15 protein-coding genes are annotated in these 15,838 nt (G+C 71.7%); 9 read left to right on the forward strand and 6 right to left on the reverse strand.

Annotation, left to right across the window (positions count from 1 at the left end):
- Nucleotides 1-16: 16 nt before the first annotated feature.
- Complete coding sequence (locus CP980_RS12235; RefSeq protein ID WP_189998493.1) at nucleotides 17-1,021, reverse strand: 4-hydroxy-3-methylbut-2-enyl diphosphate reductase; 1,005 nt, start codon at nucleotides 1,019-1,021, stop codon at nucleotides 17-19.
- Between the two features lie 86 nt (nucleotides 1,022-1,107).
- Between CP980_RS12235 and CP980_RS12240 the strand changes: the two genes are divergently transcribed.
- The 4 genes from CP980_RS12240 to CP980_RS12255 all read left to right on the forward strand — a co-directional run bounded on the left by CP980_RS12240 (nucleotide 1,108) and on the right by CP980_RS12255 (nucleotide 4,794).
- Nucleotides 1,108-2,475 carry an APC family permease gene (locus tag CP980_RS12240; RefSeq protein WP_150528159.1) on the forward strand — a complete coding sequence of 456 codons (1,368 nt, stop codon included), beginning with the start codon at nucleotides 1,108-1,110 and terminating at the stop codon, nucleotides 2,473-2,475.
- 117 nt (nucleotides 2,476-2,592) lie between these two features.
- A complete protein-coding gene (gene xseA, locus CP980_RS12245) occupies nucleotides 2,593-3,834 on the forward strand; it encodes an exodeoxyribonuclease VII large subunit (RefSeq protein ID WP_150528160.1) in 1,242 nt (413 codons plus the stop codon).
- Nucleotides 3,831-4,085, forward strand: a complete 255-nt coding sequence (locus CP980_RS12250) for an exodeoxyribonuclease VII small subunit (RefSeq protein ID WP_132756441.1) — start codon at nucleotides 3,831-3,833, stop codon at nucleotides 4,083-4,085. Before xseA ends, CP980_RS12250 begins: the two co-directional genes overlap by 4 nt.
- Nucleotides 4,086-4,203: 118 nt before the next feature.
- The gene (locus tag CP980_RS12255; RefSeq protein WP_099889691.1) at nucleotides 4,204-4,794 is read left to right on the forward strand and encodes a malonic semialdehyde reductase; all 591 of its coding nucleotides are present in this window, start codon (nucleotides 4,204-4,206) and stop codon (nucleotides 4,792-4,794) included.
- Between the two features lie 141 nt (nucleotides 4,795-4,935).
- Here the strand turns inward: CP980_RS12255 and CP980_RS12260 are convergent, their stop codons facing one another.
- A complete protein-coding gene (locus CP980_RS12260) occupies nucleotides 4,936-5,460 on the reverse strand; it encodes a DUF4245 domain-containing protein (RefSeq protein WP_229906960.1) in 525 nt (174 codons plus the stop codon).
- A gap of 224 nt (nucleotides 5,461-5,684) precedes the next feature.
- On the opposite strand from CP980_RS12260, the gene glpX reads away from it, so the two are divergent.
- Nucleotides 5,685-6,716 carry a class II fructose-bisphosphatase gene (gene glpX / locus CP980_RS12265; RefSeq protein ID WP_132756439.1) on the forward strand — a complete coding sequence of 344 codons (1,032 nt, stop codon included), beginning with the start codon at nucleotides 5,685-5,687 and terminating at the stop codon, nucleotides 6,714-6,716.
- 90 nt (nucleotides 6,717-6,806) lie between these two features.
- On the opposite strand, the gene CP980_RS12270 is transcribed toward glpX, so the two are convergent.
- The 3 genes from CP980_RS12270 to CP980_RS12280 form a co-directional block, all read right to left on the reverse strand.
- Nucleotides 6,807-7,205 (reverse strand): WhiB family transcriptional regulator, encoded by a 399-nt coding sequence (locus tag CP980_RS12270; RefSeq protein WP_099889694.1) that lies wholly within the window; start codon nucleotides 7,203-7,205, stop codon nucleotides 6,807-6,809.
- Nucleotides 7,206-7,413: 208 nt separating this feature from the next.
- On the reverse strand, nucleotides 7,414-8,013 hold the full coding sequence (locus CP980_RS12275) for a TIGR03086 family metal-binding protein (RefSeq protein ID WP_150528161.1): 600 nt from the start codon (nucleotides 8,011-8,013) through the stop codon (nucleotides 7,414-7,416).
- 68 nt (nucleotides 8,014-8,081) lie between these two features.
- The gene (locus CP980_RS12280) at nucleotides 8,082-8,759 is read right to left on the reverse strand and encodes a DUF1707 SHOCT-like domain-containing protein (protein ID WP_150528162.1); all 678 of its coding nucleotides are present in this window, start codon (nucleotides 8,757-8,759) and stop codon (nucleotides 8,082-8,084) included.
- A gap of 160 nt (nucleotides 8,760-8,919) precedes the next feature.
- Between CP980_RS12280 and CP980_RS12285 the strand changes: the two genes are divergently transcribed.
- Both CP980_RS12285 and CP980_RS12290 read left to right on the forward strand, forming a co-directional pair.
- Nucleotides 8,920-10,587: a fumarate hydratase gene (locus CP980_RS12285; protein WP_099889696.1), complete on the forward strand. Its 1,668-nt coding sequence runs from the start codon at nucleotides 8,920-8,922 to the stop codon at nucleotides 10,585-10,587.
- 282 nt (nucleotides 10,588-10,869) lie between these two features.
- Nucleotides 10,870-11,631 carry a glycerophosphodiester phosphodiesterase gene (locus tag CP980_RS12290; RefSeq protein ID WP_132756431.1) on the forward strand — a complete coding sequence of 254 codons (762 nt, stop codon included), beginning with the start codon at nucleotides 10,870-10,872 and terminating at the stop codon, nucleotides 11,629-11,631.
- Nucleotides 11,632-11,705: 74 nt separating this feature from the next.
- On the opposite strand, the gene CP980_RS12295 is transcribed toward CP980_RS12290, so the two are convergent.
- Nucleotides 11,706-13,241: a ricin-type beta-trefoil lectin domain protein gene (locus CP980_RS12295; protein WP_150528163.1), complete on the reverse strand. Its 1,536-nt coding sequence runs from the start codon at nucleotides 13,239-13,241 to the stop codon at nucleotides 11,706-11,708.
- A gap of 104 nt (nucleotides 13,242-13,345) precedes the next feature.
- On the opposite strand from CP980_RS12295, the gene CP980_RS12300 reads away from it, so the two are divergent.
- A complete protein-coding gene (locus CP980_RS12300; RefSeq protein ID WP_150528164.1) occupies nucleotides 13,346-14,749 on the forward strand; it encodes a class II fumarate hydratase in 1,404 nt (467 codons plus the stop codon).
- Between the two features lie 103 nt (nucleotides 14,750-14,852).
- Complete coding sequence (gene fomD, locus CP980_RS12305) at nucleotides 14,853-15,548, forward strand: cytidylyl-2-hydroxypropylphosphonate hydrolase (RefSeq protein ID WP_150528165.1); 696 nt, start codon at nucleotides 14,853-14,855, stop codon at nucleotides 15,546-15,548.
- The last annotated feature ends 290 nt before the right edge of the window (nucleotides 15,549-15,838 follow it).

Consider the following 15,838-nt stretch of genomic DNA (forward strand, 5'->3'; position numbering starts at 1 on the left):
TACGAAACGAAACGGCCTACTTCTCGGCGACCAGCGAGGCCGCTTCGGCGCGCAGGTCGCGGCGCAGCTCCTTCGGCAGGGAGAAGGTGATGGACTCCTCCGCCGTCTTGACGATCTCCACGTCCGCGTAGCCGCGGGCGGCCAGCCACTCCAGGACCTCCTCGACCAGCACCTCCGGCACCGAGGCGCCCGAGGTCAGGCCGACCGTGGTGACGCCCTCCAGCCAGGCCTCGTCGATCTCGCTCGCGAAGTCCACCAGGTGCGCGGCGCGGGCGCCGGCGTCCTTGGCCACCTCGACGAGGCGGATGGAGTTCGAGGAGTTCTTGGAGCCGACCACGATGACCAGGTCGGAGTCGGCGCCCATCACCTTCACCGCCGCCTGGCGGTTGGAGGTGGCGTAGCAGATGTCGTCGCTCGGCGGCGAGACCAGCAGCGGGAACTTGGTCTTCAGCGCGTCGACCGTCTCCATCGTCTCGTCGACCGAGAGAGTGGTCTGGGACAGCCAGACGACCTTCGACTCGTCCCGGACCTGGACCTTCTCCACGTCGTGCGGGCCGTCCACGATCGTGATGTGGTCCGGCGCCTCGCCCGAGGTGCCGATGACCTCCTCGTGGCCCTCGTGGCCGATGAGGAGGATGTCGAAGTCCTCGTTGGCGTACCGGATCGCTTCCTTGTGCACCTTGGTGACCAGCGGGCAGGTCGCGTCGATCGTCGCCAGCTTGCCGCGCGCCGCCTCCTCGTGCACCACCGGCGCCACGCCGTGGGCGGAGAACATCACGATGGAGCCCTCGGGGACCTCCTCCGTCCGCTCGACGAAGATGGCGCCCTTCTTCTCCAGGGTCTGCACGACGTACTTGTTGTGCACGATCTCGTGGCGCACGTAGACCGGCGCGCCGTACTGCTCAAGGGCCTTCTCGACGGCGATCACGGCTCGGTCCACGCCCGCGCAGTAGCCGCGCGGGGCGGCGAGCAGGACGCGTCGGGAAGCGGGAACAGGGGCGGCAGCAGTCATGCGGTCCATCGTACGGGGGTCTCCAGGAGGCCGGGCGTCGCCCGTTCGGCACAGACTGGGTCGAACGTACGAGCCGACCGCCCCTCGGAGGAATGATGGCGTCCGTGACGGATCCCGGTACGGCGCCGAGGGCGGCCCTCCGGCGGAGCCTCGGGTTCCGGGACCTGGTCGTGTACGGGCTCCTCTTCATCGCCCCCATGGCCCCGGTCGGGGTCTTCGGCACCCTCGACGCGAAATCGCACGGCGCCGTGGCGCTCGTCTACCTCTGCGCGACGGTGGCGATGGCCTTCACGGCCTTCAGTTACGCACAGATGGTCCGGGTGGCCCCGCAGGCCGGCTCGGTCTTCACGTACGCCCGCAAGGGACTCGGCGAGGGCGCGGGGCTGATCGCCGGCTGGATGGCGATGCTCGACTACCTGCTGATCCCGGCGGTCGCCTACCTCTTCTCCGGGATCGCGATGAACGCGCTGGTCCCGGAGGTCTCCCGGTGGGTGTGGACGGCGCTGGCCGTGCTGGTGACCACCGCGCTGAACCTGTGGGGCGTACGGGCGGCCGCGCGCGTGGGCTTCGCCGTGCTGACGATGGAGATCGCGGTACTGCTGGTGTTCGTGGTGTCCGCGGTGACGGTGCTGGTACGGGACGGGGCGCAGCGCGGCTGGCTGTCGCCGCTGACCGGGGACGGCTCGCTGGGCTTCTCCCTGGCGGCCGTGCTGGGCGCGGTGTCGGTGGCGGTGCTCTCGTACCTCGGCTTCGACGCGATCGCCTCGTTCGCGGAGGAGGTGACGGGGGGCTCGGCGCGGGTGGCGCGGGCGGTGCTCTTCTGTCTGGCGCTGGCCGGGGTGCTGTTCGTTGTGCAGAGCTACCTGGCGGCGCTGCTGATGCCGGTGTCCTCGGCGCAGCTGGCGGCCGATCCGGCGCAGCAGGGCCCGGCGTTCTACACCGCGGTGGAGTCCTCGGTCGGGACCTGGCTGCACGATCTGGTCGCGGTCAGCAAGGCGATCGGGGCGGCCTTCGCGGCGCTGGCCGGGCAGGCGGCGGCCGGGCGGCTGGTGTTCGCGATGGCCCGCGAGCGGCGGCTGCCAGGGGTGCTCGCGCGCACCTCGGACGGGACCCCGCGGCCGGCGCTGCTGGTGGCGGCGACGATCACGCTGGTCGCGGCGGTGTGGGCGGCGCGCCGCGACGACGGGCTGGACCAGCTGGTCTCGGTGGTGGACGTGGGCGCGCTGGTGGCGTTCACGCTGCTGCACGCCTCGGTGGTGGGCTGGTTCGTGGTCAAGCGGGGGGCGGGGCCCCCGGTCTGGTGGAAGCACCTGCTGCTGCCGGTGCTGGGTGCGGCCGTGACGATCGCGGTGATCGTGGAGGCGGCCTGGACGGCGCAGGTGGTCGGCGCGGTCTGGCTGGCGGTGGGGCTGGCGGTCCTGGCGCTCCAGGGAACGCGCCGCGACCCGGAGGACACGGCCTAGGGGTGTCGTGCCGGTCGGGCCGGGCGGCTTCGTTCGGACCGGACCGGTCCCGACACCGCGGCCGGCCCCTGAAGCCCTGTCAGTGTGGCTGTCGGCGCGGGCGGATAGCCTGCGTACATGGGTCTGAATACGTCGGCTGACGCGCCGCTGCCGGTCGGCCGGGTGTCCCGGCTCATCGGGGGCTGGATCGACCGGCTGGGCCAGGTGTGGGTGGAGGGGCAGATCACGCAGCTCTCGCGGCGGCCGGGGGCGGGGGTGGTCTTCCTGACGCTGCGCGACCCCTCGCACGACATCTCCCTCAGCGTCACCTGCTACCGCCAGGTCTTCGACGAGGTCGCGGACGTCGTGACGGAGGGCGCGCGGGTCGTCGTCCTGGCCAAGCCCGAGTGGTACGCGCCGCGCGGGCAGCTCTCGCTGCGGGCGACGGAGATACGGCCCGTCGGCATCGGCGAGCTGCTCGCCCGGCTGGAGAAGCTCAAGCGCTCGCTCGCCTCGGAGGGCCTGTTCGCGCCGGACCGCAAGAAGCCGCTGCCCTTCCTGCCCCAGCTCATCGGGCTGGTGGTCGGGCGGGCCTCGGCGGCCGAGCGGGACGTACTGGAGAACGCCCGGCGGCGCTGGCCGGCGGTCCGCTTCGAGGTGCGCAACGTCGCGGTCCAGGGGGTGAACGCGGTGCCCCAGGTGATCCGGGCGGTCAAGGAGCTCGACGCCCTCGACGAGGTCGACGTGATCATCGTGGCGCGCGGCGGGGGCAGCGTGGAGGACCTGCTGCCGTTCTCCGACGAGGAGGTCGTACGCACGGTCGCGGCGGCCCGTACGCCCGTGGTCTCGGCGATCGGGCACGAGCCCGACTCCCCGCTGCTGGACCTCGTCGCGGACCTGCGGGCCTCCACCCCCACGGACGCGGCGAAGAAGGTGGTCCCGGACGTGGGCGAGGAGCTGGAGCGGGTACGCCAGCTCCAGGGCCGGGGGCTGCGGGCCGTGCGCGGGCTGCTCGACCGGGAGGAGCGCGGGCTCGCGCACGCACTGGCCCGGCCGGTCTTCGTCCATCCCCAGCGGATGGTGGAGACGCGCGAGGCGGAGCTGGAGGCCCTGCTGGGGCGGACCCGGCGGACGCTGGGGCACCTGCTGGACCGGGCGGATTCGGAGCTGGCGCACACCCTGGCCCGGGTGGTGGCGCTCTCCCCGGCGGCGACGCTGGAGCGGGGGTACGCCGTGCTCCAGCGGGCGGACGGGCACGTGGTGCGCTCGCCGGAGGAGGTGTCCGGGGACGAGGTGCTGCGGGCGCGGGTCGCGCAGGGCGAGTTCTGCGTACGGGTGGATTCGATGGACGACGACACGGACAAGGCGGGACGGGAATGACGGAAACCGATACCTCGTTGGGGTACGAGCAGGCCCGGGACGAGCTCATCGAGGTCGTCCGCAAGCTGGAGGCCGGCGGCACCTCGCTGGAGGACTCGCTCGCGCTCTGGGAGCGCGGGGAAGAACTCGCCCAGGTCTGCCGGCGCTGGCTGGAGGGCGCCCGCGCCCGGCTCGACTCGGCGCTGGCGGCCCGGGAGGCGGGGGCCGACGGCGGCGGGACGAGCGGCGAGAGCGACGGGCGGGACGCCTGAGCAGCCCGTCAAACGTGATGTGAGTCATCCTCCAGCAGATTTAGTTGAAAGTTCTACCACTTTCGGCTTAGAGTCGGGGCATCGCTTCACCTCCGCATGTATGGAAGAAGGCTTTCCGATGTCTCTCGTTCTCGACTCCGCCGCCCAGGACCTGCTGTTCCGCGAGGCCCGCACCGCCAACTCGTTCTCCGACGAGCCGGTGACCGAGGAGCAGGTCCAGGCGATCTACGACCTGGTGAAGTTCGGCCCGACCGCTTTCAACGGCACCCCGCTGCGCATCACCCTGGTCCGTTCCCCCGAGGCACGCGAGCGCCTGGTGAAGCACATGGCCGAGGGCAACCAGGCCAAGACCGCCGCCGCGCCGCTCGTCGCGATCCTCTCCGCGGACAACGAGTTCCACGAGGAGCTGCCGCGCCTGCTGCCGCACTTCCCGCCGGCCAAGGACATGTTCTTCTCCGAGCGCCCGGTGCGTGAGCAGTCCGCGCTGGTGAACGCAGCCCTTCAGGCCGCCTACTTCATCGTGGGCGTCCGCGCCGCCGGCCTGGCCGCGGGCCCGATGACCGGCGCCGACCTCGCCGGCATCCAGAAGGAGTTCCTGGACGCCGACCACACCCCGATCATGGTCGTCAACATCGGCAAGCCGGGCGAGGCCGCCTGGTTCGACCGCTCCCCGCGCCTGAGCTTCGACGAGGTCATCACCACCGTCTGAGGCCGGGTCCGGCACGCGTACGCAGAAGGCCGCTCCCCCGGGGTTCCGGGGAGCGGCCTTCTCGTATGCCACGGGGACCTTGCGTCACTGCCTCACGGCGTCTCAGTGCCTCACGGCTCACTGCCTCACGGCGTCACGACGTCACTGCTGCGCGCCCTGCTTGAACTCCAGCGCCGCCACCATCGCACCCAGGTCCTCGAAGGAGGCCGTACCGGTCACGACCGTGGCGTAGCCCTGCTCCTGCCGGACGAGGGCGTCGTACTTCTCGCCCTCCCAGCGCTCCCACACCAGGTCGCCGATCTGCTGCGTCTGCCCGGTCGGCTCGGCCTTCTGGGTGACGGAGGCCAGGTGCTTGGCCGAGGCGTCGCTGGACTGCTCGATCGCGACGTACTGGCCCTTCGGGTCCAGGAACCCCAGGTGCCAGGCGTTCCCCGCCTTGCGGTCGTACGTCACCGAGGTCGCCCGCCACTGCGCGGGGAGCCCCACGGGCGCCGCCACCGGATACGGCGCCGCGCGCCGGGCGGTGATCGTCTCCACCCGGTAGTCGACCACGTGTGTCGGATCGGCCTTCTCGTCATGTGGGATGAAGATGTAGATCCCCGCCACGACGACACCGATCACCGCCAGCGACCGGACCATGTCCCAGACCGTCTGCTTGCCCTTCATACCTGCCACGCCACCATCGTCCCCCATGACCGGGAGTGATCTCCGCCGGGGTCGGCGCGTCGCCCGCCCGGGGCCGCGAGCCGTTCCGCAAGATGTCCGCTCACGCCAAACGCCTGACCGGTATTCCGCTCATACGTGACCCGGTCTGCTCAATTTGTCGACGTACCGATAGAGTTCCAGCACCCTCACTTCCCGGCCGTCGCCGTACAGAAAGGTGCGCTCCGATGACCGAGCACAACCTGCCGCCCCAGCTCGAAGTCTCTCCGGAGGCCCCCGACCGCAACCTGGCCCTGGAACTCGTCCGGGTGACCGAGGCCGCCGCCATGGCCGCGGGCCGGTGGGTCGGGCGCGGCGACAAGCTCGGCGCCGACGGCGCCGCGGTCAACGCGATGCGGACCCTGATCTCCACCGTCTCGATGAACGGCGTCGTCGTCATCGGCGAGGGCGAGAAGGACGAAGCCCCGATGCTGTTCAACGGCGAGCGCGTCGGCGACGGCACCGGTGCCGAGGTGGACATCGCGGTCGACCCGATCGACGGCACCACCCTGAACGCCAAGGGCATGCCGAACGCCATCGCCGTTCTGGCCGCCGCCGACCGCGGCACCATGTTCGACCCGTCCGCGGTCTTCTACATGGAGAAGCTGGTCACCGGCCCCGAGGCCGCCGACTTCGTCGACATCAACGCCCCGGTCTCGGTCAACATCCGCCGCGTCGCCAAGGCCAAGAGGATGGCCGTCGAGGACGTCACGGTGATCATCCTGGACCGCCCCCGCCACGAGGGCATCGTCAAGGAGATCCGCGAGACGGGCGCGCGCATCAAGTTCATCTCGGACGGCGACGTCGCGGGCTCGGTCATGGCCGTCCGCGAGGGCACCGGCGTGGACCTGCTCCTCGGCATCGGCGGCACCCCCGAGGGCATCATCTCGGCCTGCGCCATCAAGTGCCTCGGCGGCACGATCCAGGGCAAGCTGTGGCCGAAGGACGAGGCGGAGCGCCAGAAGGCCATCGACGCCGGCCACGACCTGGACCGGGTCCTGCACACCAACGACCTGGTCTCCGGCGAGAACGTCTTCTTCGTCGCCACCGGCATCACGGACGGCGAGCTTCTGCGCGGCGTGCACTACCGCTCGGAGACCGCGACCACGTCCTCGCTGGTCATGCGCTCGAAGTCCGGCACGATCCGGCAGATCGACTCGACCCACCGGCTGTCGAAGCTGCGCGCGTACAGCGCGATCGACTTCGACCGCGCCCAGTAGGAAGCCTGCGAACAGGGCAGCAGGTACGGCGAGAGGGGCGCCCACCGCGTGCGGCGGTGGGCGCCCCTCTCGCTCTCGTACGTACGGGACTCAGCCCGCGGCGGCTATGGACCCGGCCCCGGGCGCTTGGCGCAGCTCCGCCGCGCGGCGCCTGCGGCGGGCCAGCACCACGCGGCGCTCGGCCGCGGTGAGACCGCCCCACACCCCGTACGGCTCGGGCTGGAGCAGTGCGTGCTCGCGGCAGGCGACCATGACCGGGCAGCGCGCGCAGACCCGCTTCGCGGCCTCCTCGCGGGAGAGCCGGGCCGCCGTGGGCTCCTTGGAGGGGGCGAAGAACAGCCCCGCCTCGTCCCGGCGGCACACCGCCTCCGCGTGCCATGGGCCGTCATCTTCCCTCGCCGGCACCCGCGGCTTCGGTACGGCGGCCGGACGCGCCTGAAGGCTCGGTACGGCGGCTACCTGCAGGGACTGATGCGGCGGATGCGGCACGGCCTACTCCTGACGACGTATACGCAAGCGAGAGACGATGCACCTGTCCCTACCCGCTGTGCGCGCCCCTAAGCACTGCGTGGACCGAGGGCGCCACCCCGCCGAACTTCGACCGAAAGGCGACGCCGGCATGCGTCCGCGCACGCCCGCGCACGCCCGCGCGCGGGCCCGTTCACGCCCGGCGCCCCCGCACCCCTGAGCCCCCTCGTCACGCGTCCGGGGGCGTCCAGCCGGGCCGGCGGCCGAGGAAGGCGAGCAGCGAGGCGACCGGGTCGCCGGCCGCGCCGGGGGCGATCGGCAGCGCCGGGCCGTACGCGAAGCCGCGCAAGGGCTCGGCGAGCACCTGCGCAGCCGGGCGCAGGGCCGCGGCGAGGGCCGGGGTCAGCGGGGAGGGCAGGCCGGTGGCGACGGCGATGTCCCAGGCGTGGACGGCGGCGTCGAGCGCGGCCGCGCCGACGGCGGTCTCGGCGGGGAGGCTGAACGGGGGCAGCGGGACGGCGACCTCGGGCGTACCGGGCGCGACGCCGGCGAAGGCCCCGGCAGCGGCTTCGAGGGCCGGCTCCAGCAGCTGCGCGGGGGCGCCGGCCAGGGTGTCGGAGGGTGCGAACGGGTCCTCGGCCGGTCCGGGACCGCCGGTCAGGCGGGCGGCGTAGGCGAGCTGGTCGCCGGCCGCGTGCCGGAGCACTTGGCCGGCATTCCACCGTTCGCAGGGGGTCGGGCGGCCCCAGCCGTCGGCGGGCACCGCGTCCGCGACGGAGCGCAGCGCCGCGTGGGCGTGATCGAGCAGGTCCCACCCGGATGCGGTCATGGGCCGATCGTAGGACGGGCCCGGCATGCTCCGCGGGGCACGGCGCGGGGCACGGCGAAAGACACGCCCTAGCTCTGGAGGCGCTTGCGCAGCTTGAGTGCCAGGTCGACGAGGCGGGCGCCCAGCTTGGGCCGGGCCTCGATGTTGCCGAGCAGGGCGAAGCCGCGGATGATCACGACCGGCGCGCTCGGGTCGGTGGTCTCGGCGCGGCCCTCGCCGTGCACCTCGAAGTTGCCGAGGACGCCGCTGCCGTAGCCGCGGAGCGTCACGTTCTCCGGGACCGTGATCTCGACGTTCCCGAGGACGCTCGTCACCTCGATCTCGGTGACCTGCTGCTCGAAGACGGCCTCGGTCAGGTCGATGGTGACGTCGCCGAGGACCGAGACCACGCGGGTGTGCGGGCCCGGCCGCCAGCGGCCCTTGCGGGTGGAGCTGCTGCACACGGCGACCACGGTCTCCGAGACCGGCGCCCGGCCGGTGGCGGTCGGGCCGGGGTGCTGCCGCCCGTACGCGGGCGCCGCGGCGGGGCCGCCGGGCGCCGGGAGGTCCCGTACGAGCACCTCCAGCTCGCCGACGGTCTTCACGGTGTACAGCGAGTCCAGCCGCTCGGAGTGCTCGTCGGCGGTGAGCCGGCCCTCGGCGAGGGCATCGGCCAGGATGTGCGCGATCCGGTCGCGATCGGCATCGGAGGCCCGCAGTTCGGCGGGGGCGGCGGCAGGCGCGGCAGGCTTCTTTTCCAGGTCCACGTCAGCCAGCATAGCGATACGCGATAGATCGCGATAGTCGCCCGCAGTTGACAGTGAGCCTTACCTCACAGACGCGGCCCGGCACGGAGGTCCTACGCTGGATAGCCGCGCTGCCAAATGGTCGTCAGCGCCGTCTGCCGAGTGAGGAACGACTGCCGTCATGCCAGAGTTTGCCTACACCGACCTGCTGCCCCTGGGCGAGGACACCACCCCCTACCGGCTGGTGACCTCGGAGGGCGTCTCGACGTTCGAGGCCGACGGCCGTACGTTCCTCAAGGTCGAGCCCGAGGCGCTGCGCAAGCTCGCCGAAGAGGCCGTCCACGACATCCAGCACTTCCTGCGCCCCGCGCACCTCGCGCAGCTGCGCCGGATCATCGACGACCCCGAGGCCTCCTCGAACGACAAGTTCGTCGCGCTCGACCTCCTCAAGAACGCGAACATCGCGGCGGCCGGCGTCCTGCCGATGTGCCAGGACACGGGCACGGCGATCGTGATGGGCAAGCGCGGCCAGAACGTACTGACGGAGGGCGCCGACGAGGCGGCCCTGTCCCGCGGCATCTACGACGCCTACACGCGCCTGAACCTGCGCTACTCGCAGATGGCCCCCCTCACCATGTGGGAGGAGAAGAACACCGGCTCGAACCTGCCCGCGCAGATCGAGCTGTACGCGACGGACGGCGGCGCGTACAAGTTCCTCTTCATGGCCAAGGGCGGCGGCTCCGCCAACAAGTCCTTCCTCTACCAGGAGACGAAGGCGGTCCTCAACGAGGCCTCCATGATGAAGTTCCTGGAGGAGAAGATCCGTTCGCTGGGCACCGCGGCCTGCCCGCCGTACCACCTGGCGATCGTGGTCGGCGGCACGTCGGCGGAGCACGCGCTCAAGACCGCGAAGTACGCCTCGGCCCACTACCTCGACGAGCTCCCGCGCGAGGGCTCCCCCCTGGGCCACGGCTTCCGCGACGAGGCGCTGGAGCAGCAGGTCTTCGAGCTGACGCAGAAGATCGGCATCGGCGCGCAGTTCGGCGGCAAGTACTTCTGCCACGACGTGCGCGTCGTCCGCCTCCCGCGCCACGGCGCGTCGCTGCCGGTGGCCATCGCGGTGTCCTGCTCGGCGGACCGCCAGGCGACCGCGAAGATCACCGCGGAGGGCGTCTTCCTGGAGCAGCTGGAGCGCGACCCGGCCCGCTTCCTCCCGGAGACGACGGACGAGCACCTCTCCGAGTCCTCGGACGTGGTGTCGATCGACCTGAACCAGCCGATGGACGACATCCTCGCGGAGCTGACCAGGCACCCCGTGAAGACGCGGCTCTCCCTGACGGGCCCGCTGGTCGTGGCGCGCGACATCGCACACGCCAAGATCAAGGAACTGCTGGACTCGGGCGCGCCGATGCCGCAGTACCTGAAGGACCACCCGGTCTACTACGCCGGCCCGGCGAAGACCCCCGAGGGCTACGCCTCGGGCTCCTTCGGCCCGACGACGGCCGGCCGCATGGACTCGTACGTCGAGCAGTTCCAGGCGGCGGGCGGCTCGAAGGTCATGCTGGCCAAGGGCAACCGCTCGCAGCAGGTGACGGACGCGTGCGGTACGCACGGCGGCTTCTACCTCGGCTCGATCGGCGGCCCGGCGGCGCGCCTGGCCCAGGACTGCATCAAGAAGGTCGAGGTCCTGGAGTACGAGGAGCTCGGCATGGAGGCGGTCTGGAAGATCGAGGTCGAGGACTTCCCGGCCTTCATCGTCGTGGACGACAAGGGCAACGACTTCTTCCAGAACCCCGCCCCGGAGCCCACGTTCACCCACATCCCGGTCCGCGGCCCGGGCCTGGCGTAACCGGCGGGGCGCGATCGCCCCACCACGGCGGGCCCCGGGACGATCACCCCCGGGGCCCGCCGCGCAGCAGTTCCGCCTCCACCGGGGTCGCCTCCAGGCCGTCCTCCCGCGCCGCGCGCAGTTGCGAAAGCGTGAACCCGGCGCAGCCGGCCGGCGACGACGTGCTGCCACGCCTCGAACCGGCACGAGCCGCACGGTTCGCAGTGGAGCATCACCGTGTGTTCAGCCATCCGCGCAGCATCCCGTACCGGGACGGTCACCGCATCCGGATAACGTCGGGGCATGAGTTCACTCGCCACCGCCCGCGATGTACGGGTCATCGCCCACCGGGGAGCCTCGCACGAGCACCCCGAGCACACCCTCGCCGCCTACCGCCAGGCCATCGACGACGGCGCCGACGCGCTGGAGTGCGACGTACGGCTGAGTGCCGACGGGCGGCTCGTGTGCGTGCACGACCGGCGGGTCGAGCGGACCTCCGACGGGCGCGGGGTCGTCTCCGCCATGACGTACGAGGAGCTGGCCGGGCTCGACTTCGGCGGCTGGAAGGGCGAGGCGCACCGCGGGGCGCAGGTGCTGCTCTTCGAGGACCTGCTCAAGGAGGCGCTGGCCGCCGACCGGCCCGTCGGGCTGGCCGTCGAGACCAAGCACCCCACCCGCGCCGGCGGCCGGCTGGAGGCCGAGCTCGTACGGGTGCTCAAGGAGCACGGGCTCGCCGACGGCTCCGACGGCCGGGTCGAGGTGATGAGCTTCTCCCGCAACGCCCTGGTGCGGCTGAACCGGCTGGCTCCCGGGCTGCCCGCGGTGTACCTCATCGAGCGGCGGCTGCGGCCGGTGCGGCCGCCGTTCGCCGGGCACGCCGGTCCCGGTATCGACCTGGTGCGCAGGGACCCGGGGCTGGTGGCGCGGCTGAAGGCCAAGGGGCTGCGCGTGCGCGTCTGGACGGTCGACGAGCCGGAGGACGTCGAGCTGTGCGTGCGGCTGGGCGTGGACACCTTGATCACCAATCGGCCGCGCGAGGTGCGTGAGCATCTGCGCCGGCTGTGAGCCCTGCCGAGGACGTGGAGGACACCCGGTCGGCGCGGCCGACCGGGTGTGGGGGGCCGGGTGGTGCGGGGCGGTTACGCGAAGCGCTGCGTCGCCGCGCCGTTGCAGGTCTGCAGGCGCAGCTGGTCGTGGGCGGCGGCCACGGTCAGGCACATGCCCGGGGCGGCGGCGGGCCGCAGGGTGGCGCCGTCGCGGACCCACTGCTGGTTGGCGCCGCCGTGGCAGTTCCAGAGGATCAGGCCGGTCCCCGCGCCGTAGTTGGCGCCCGGGGCGTCCAGGCAGCGGTCGTGGGTGAGTTCGACGTGGACGGACTTGCGCGCGGAGTCGTACCACCAGCCCTGGTTGCGGCCGCCGTGGCAGTCCCAGCCGATGACCTTGGTGTCGTTGGCGCTGGAGCCGCCGTTGGAGTCGAGGCAGTTGCCGGTCGCCTCGTTCTTCAGCGGCGCGTAGAGGGAGTCCCAGGCTCCGGCCTGGAGTACGGGCGTGCCCGTGCTCGCCGGGTCGGCGCAGGAGGCCTCGCGCAGGCCCGAGGCGAAGAGTTGCGTGAGGCAGGACGCGAACGCGCCGTGGCCCCGGTAGTTGGGGTGGAAGGATTGGCGGGCGGTGTTCTCGTCCCACGGGAAGTGGTCCCCGAGGTCCAGGTAGAGGCCGCGGGCCCAGGTGTCCTCCATGCACACCTCGTGGCCCTGGAAGAGCCGCGAGTTGTCCAGGTACACGGCCCCCGAGGCCAGCGCCGCCGCGCGCATGCCCTTCTCGAAGGTGGGCACCGCGTAGTTGCGGCCCCAGGCGGCGTCGGAGTCGTAGCCGGCGCAGCCTCCGGGCAGCTTGCCGGGGAAGTTCGGGTTGTCGTAGAAGTCGGGGCCGATGGGGCTGGGGTAGCCCATCACGACGAGCTTGTAGTCGGAGTCGGCGTAGCCCGCGTCGCGCATGACCGTCTTGAGGTCGGCGACCGTCGCCTCGACCTTGGGCTTCAGGCCGTCCACGCGCGACTGCCAGCCCGGCCCGTACTTGGGCTCGCAGGTGCCCTGGCTGAGCACCCAGCGGGTCACGCAGTCGGTCATGACCGGGCCGAACTGGAGGTCGTCGTTGGCGCCGGCGACCAGCAGCACCATCTTGATCTTCGTGTTGCGCGCCTTGACGGCCAGGCTGTCGCTCTGCACCAGCTCGTCGGCGTACTGCTTGCTGCCGCCGATCCGGATGTTGCCGGTGTACCCGCCGGAGCAGGCGACGTTGAAGGTCAGGTCGGCCGGGATGCCGGTGCGGTGGATCGCGGAGTCCGGCGAGCGGTGGCACTGGTTGTTCGGGGTGTTGGTCGCCGGGTCGTAGTTGCCGACGCCCTCGCCCGAAATCTCGCTGTCCCCGAGCGAGATCAGGCCTGTCTTGCGTTCGTTCAGCGGGCGGATCGCCGGGTCGCCGTAGATCTGGGTGGCCTCCGCCGCGCGGATGGCCTCCAGCTCGGGCGAGAGCGGGGTGGCGGTCGCGCCGGACGCGGCGGAAGTGGCTGCCTGGGCCATGGGGGTGATGGCGGTGACGCCCCCGAGGGCGGCCGCGATCGCCGCGGCGGCGGCGACGGTAGATCTGAGCCCGGGTCTCGTACGTACACGTGTCATGAACGCTCCCCTGTCGGTGTTACCCACGGTATTTACTGGCCGGTAGGGGACTTGGGAACACTTCGAACAAGACAATTGCTCAACTTTTTGAGGAGGCAGTGAACATGACCGACGATCAGAATCAGGTCGCCCACCGGATCGAGCACGACTCGATGGGCGAGGTACGGGTCCCCGCGCACGCCAAATGGCGGGCCCAGACCCAACGGGCGGTGGAGAACTTCCCCATCTCCGGGCAGCGCCTGGAGCGCGCCCACATCGAGGCGCTCGCCCTCGTCAAGGCCGCGGCCGCCGCGGTCAACGCGAAGCTGGGCGTGGTGGACGAGGACATCGCCGACGCGATCCGCTCCGCCGCCTCCGAGGTGGCCGAGGGCCGCTGGGACGAGCACTTCCCGGTCGACGTGTTCCAGACCGGCTCCGGGACCTCGTCCAACATGAACGCCAACGAGGTCATCGCCACCCTGGCCGGTGAGCGGCTCGGCCGCGAGGTCCACCCCAACGACCACGTCAACGCCTCGCAGAGCTCCAACGACGTGTTTCCGTCGTCCATCCACATCGCCGCGACCGCCGCCGTCACCCGCGAGCTGATCCCGGCCCTGGAGCACCTCGCCGCCGCCCTGGAGCGCAAGGCCGCCGAGTTCGCGGACGTGGTCAAGGCGGGCCGCACCCACCTGATGGACGCCACTCCGGTGACCCTGGGCCAGGAGTTCGGCGGGTACGCCGCCCAGGTGCGCTACGGCGTCGAGCGGCTGCGCGCGGCCCTGCCCCGGCTGGCCGAACTTCCGCTGGGCGGGACCGCCGTGGGCACCGGGATCAACACCCCGCCGGGGTTCTCCGCCGCCGTGATCGCCGAAGTGGCCGCCGCGACCGGGCTGCCGCTGACCGAGGCCCGCAACCACTTCGAGGCCCAGGGTGCGCGGGACGCGCTGGTGGAGACCTCCGGGATGCTCCGTACGATCGCCGTCTCCCTGACCAAGATCTCCAACGATCTGCGCTGGATGGCCTCGGGGCCGCGCACGGGATTGGCCGAAATTAATCTGCCCGATCTCCAGCCGGGCTCGTCGATCATGCCCGGGAAGGTCAATCCGGTGGTGCCGGAGGCCGTACTGATGGTCGCCGCACAGGTGACCGGGAACGACACGACCGTCGCCGTCGCCGGCGCGGCCGGCAATTTCGAGCTCAATGTGATGCTCCCGGTGATGGCGAAGAACCTCCTGGAATCGATCCGGCTGCTCGGCAACGCGAGCCGCCTGCTGGCCGACCGCACGGTCGACGGGATCACCGCGAACGCGGCCCGGGCCAGGGAGTTCGCCGAGTCCTCCCCCTCCGTGGTGACCCCGCTGAACCGGTACATCGGCTATGAGGAGGCGGCCAAGGTCGCCAAGAAGTCCCTCGCCGAACGGAAGACGATCAGGGAGGTCGTCCTGGAGGGCGGGTACGTCGAACGCGGCGACCTGACGCTGGAACAGCTGGACGAGGCCCTCGACGTCCTGCGGATGACCCGGCCCTGAAAACGTCACTCCACGAGGGCCGGATTCGGTCGTTTCCCGTCCCCGCGCACCTCCGTGACCTGCAACGCAGCGGGCGCGGGGGGCCCCGCCCTAAGATCTGCGCATGACAGGTACCGGAGGCCGCGGGGGCGGCGACGCGCAGGGCACCCGCTGGCGGCCGGGCGAGCAGGTCCTGTGGCGCTACCGCGACCACGCCCCGGGGCTGAAGGGCGCGGTCCACATCTGCCGCCCCGTGACAGTGGTGCAGGACACCGCCGACCTGCTGGCGGTGTGGATGGCCCCCGGCACCGAGTGCGTCAAGCCGGTGCTGGCCGACGGCACCCCCGTCCACGAGGAGCCGCTCGCCACCCGGTACACCGCGCCGCGCACCACCGTGCGCTCGCGCTGGTTCGGCGCCGGCGTGCTCAAGCTCGCCCGGCCCGCGGACCCGTGGTCGGTGTGGCTGTTCTGGGACCACGGCTGGCGGTTCAAGAGCTGGTACGTGAACCTGGAGGAGCCGCGGACCAAGTGGTCCGGCGGGGTCGACTCCGTGGACCACTTCCTGGACATCTCCGTCTACCCGGACCGTACGTGGAAGTGGCGCGACGAGGACGAGTTCGCGCAGGCGCAGCGCTCCGGTCTGATGGACGCGGACCAGGCCCGCCAGGTGCGGGCGGCGGGGCGGGCGGCGGTGGACCTGATCAAGGCGTGGGGAGCGCCCTTCTCGGACGGCTGGCAGGACTGGCGGCCGGATCCCGCCTGGGGAGTTCCGGCCCTGCCCGAGGACTGGGACCGCACCCCGGCGCATATGACCTCATGAGACCCTTGATGCGCCCCCGGGGTCCAACCGTAAGATCTCCCTCCGCAAGGGTCGCGCGCGGGAGGTGCACGGGGCCCCGAATCCGTAAATGTCGTGCCGTACGCGGGACTTGACCGGAGGTCAAATCAGAGCGAGAGGTAACGAGCGGGACGCGGAACCGCGGGGCGGTGGTGTCCCCGCCGCTGAGCGGGTATACCGCGACTGACCGAGTTGAGTGCAGCGCACATCGAGCGCAAACGGACGGAATTCCACGCGTGACGGAGTACCCCACCTCGCAGGAGGGCCCGCAG

This window comes from Streptomyces vinaceus, assembly GCF_008704935.1.
GTDB classification, from domain to species: Bacteria; Actinomycetota; Actinomycetes; order Streptomycetales; family Streptomycetaceae; genus Streptomyces; species Streptomyces vinaceus.

Bases quoted from the DNA above. Each gene is read 5' to 3' on its own strand.
- CP980_RS12275 (WP_150528161.1), bottom strand. From the start codon at position 8,013: ATGACCGCATCCGGGTGGGACCTGCTCGATCACGCCCACGCGGCGCTG.
- CP980_RS12240 (WP_150528159.1), top strand. From the start codon at position 1,108: ATGGCGTCCGTGACGGATCCCGGTACGGCGCCGAGGGCGGCCCTCCGG.
- CP980_RS12235 (WP_189998493.1), bottom strand. From the start codon at position 1,021: ATGGACCGCATGACTGCTGCCGCCCCTGTTCCCGCTTCCCGACGCGTC.
- CP980_RS12295 (WP_150528163.1), bottom strand. From the start codon at position 13,241: ATGACACGTGTACGTACGAGACCCGGGCTCAGATCTACCGTCGCCGCC.
- fomD (WP_150528165.1), top strand. From the start codon at position 14,853: ATGACAGGTACCGGAGGCCGCGGGGGCGGCGACGCGCAGGGCACCCGC.
- CP980_RS12285 (WP_099889696.1), top strand. From the start codon at position 8,920: ATGCCAGAGTTTGCCTACACCGACCTGCTGCCCCTGGGCGAGGACACC.
- CP980_RS12250 (WP_132756441.1), top strand. From the start codon at position 3,831: ATGACGGAAACCGATACCTCGTTGGGGTACGAGCAGGCCCGGGACGAG.
- xseA (WP_150528160.1), top strand. From the start codon at position 2,593: ATGGGTCTGAATACGTCGGCTGACGCGCCGCTGCCGGTCGGCCGGGTG.
- CP980_RS12260 (WP_229906960.1), bottom strand. From the start codon at position 5,460: ATGAAGGGCAAGCAGACGGTCTGGGACATGGTCCGGTCGCTGGCGGTG.
- glpX (WP_132756439.1), top strand. From the start codon at position 5,685: ATGACCGAGCACAACCTGCCGCCCCAGCTCGAAGTCTCTCCGGAGGCC.
- CP980_RS12290 (WP_132756431.1), top strand. From the start codon at position 10,870: ATGAGTTCACTCGCCACCGCCCGCGATGTACGGGTCATCGCCCACCGG.
- CP980_RS12300 (WP_150528164.1), top strand. From the start codon at position 13,346: ATGACCGACGATCAGAATCAGGTCGCCCACCGGATCGAGCACGACTCG.
- CP980_RS12255 (WP_099889691.1), top strand. From the start codon at position 4,204: ATGTCTCTCGTTCTCGACTCCGCCGCCCAGGACCTGCTGTTCCGCGAG.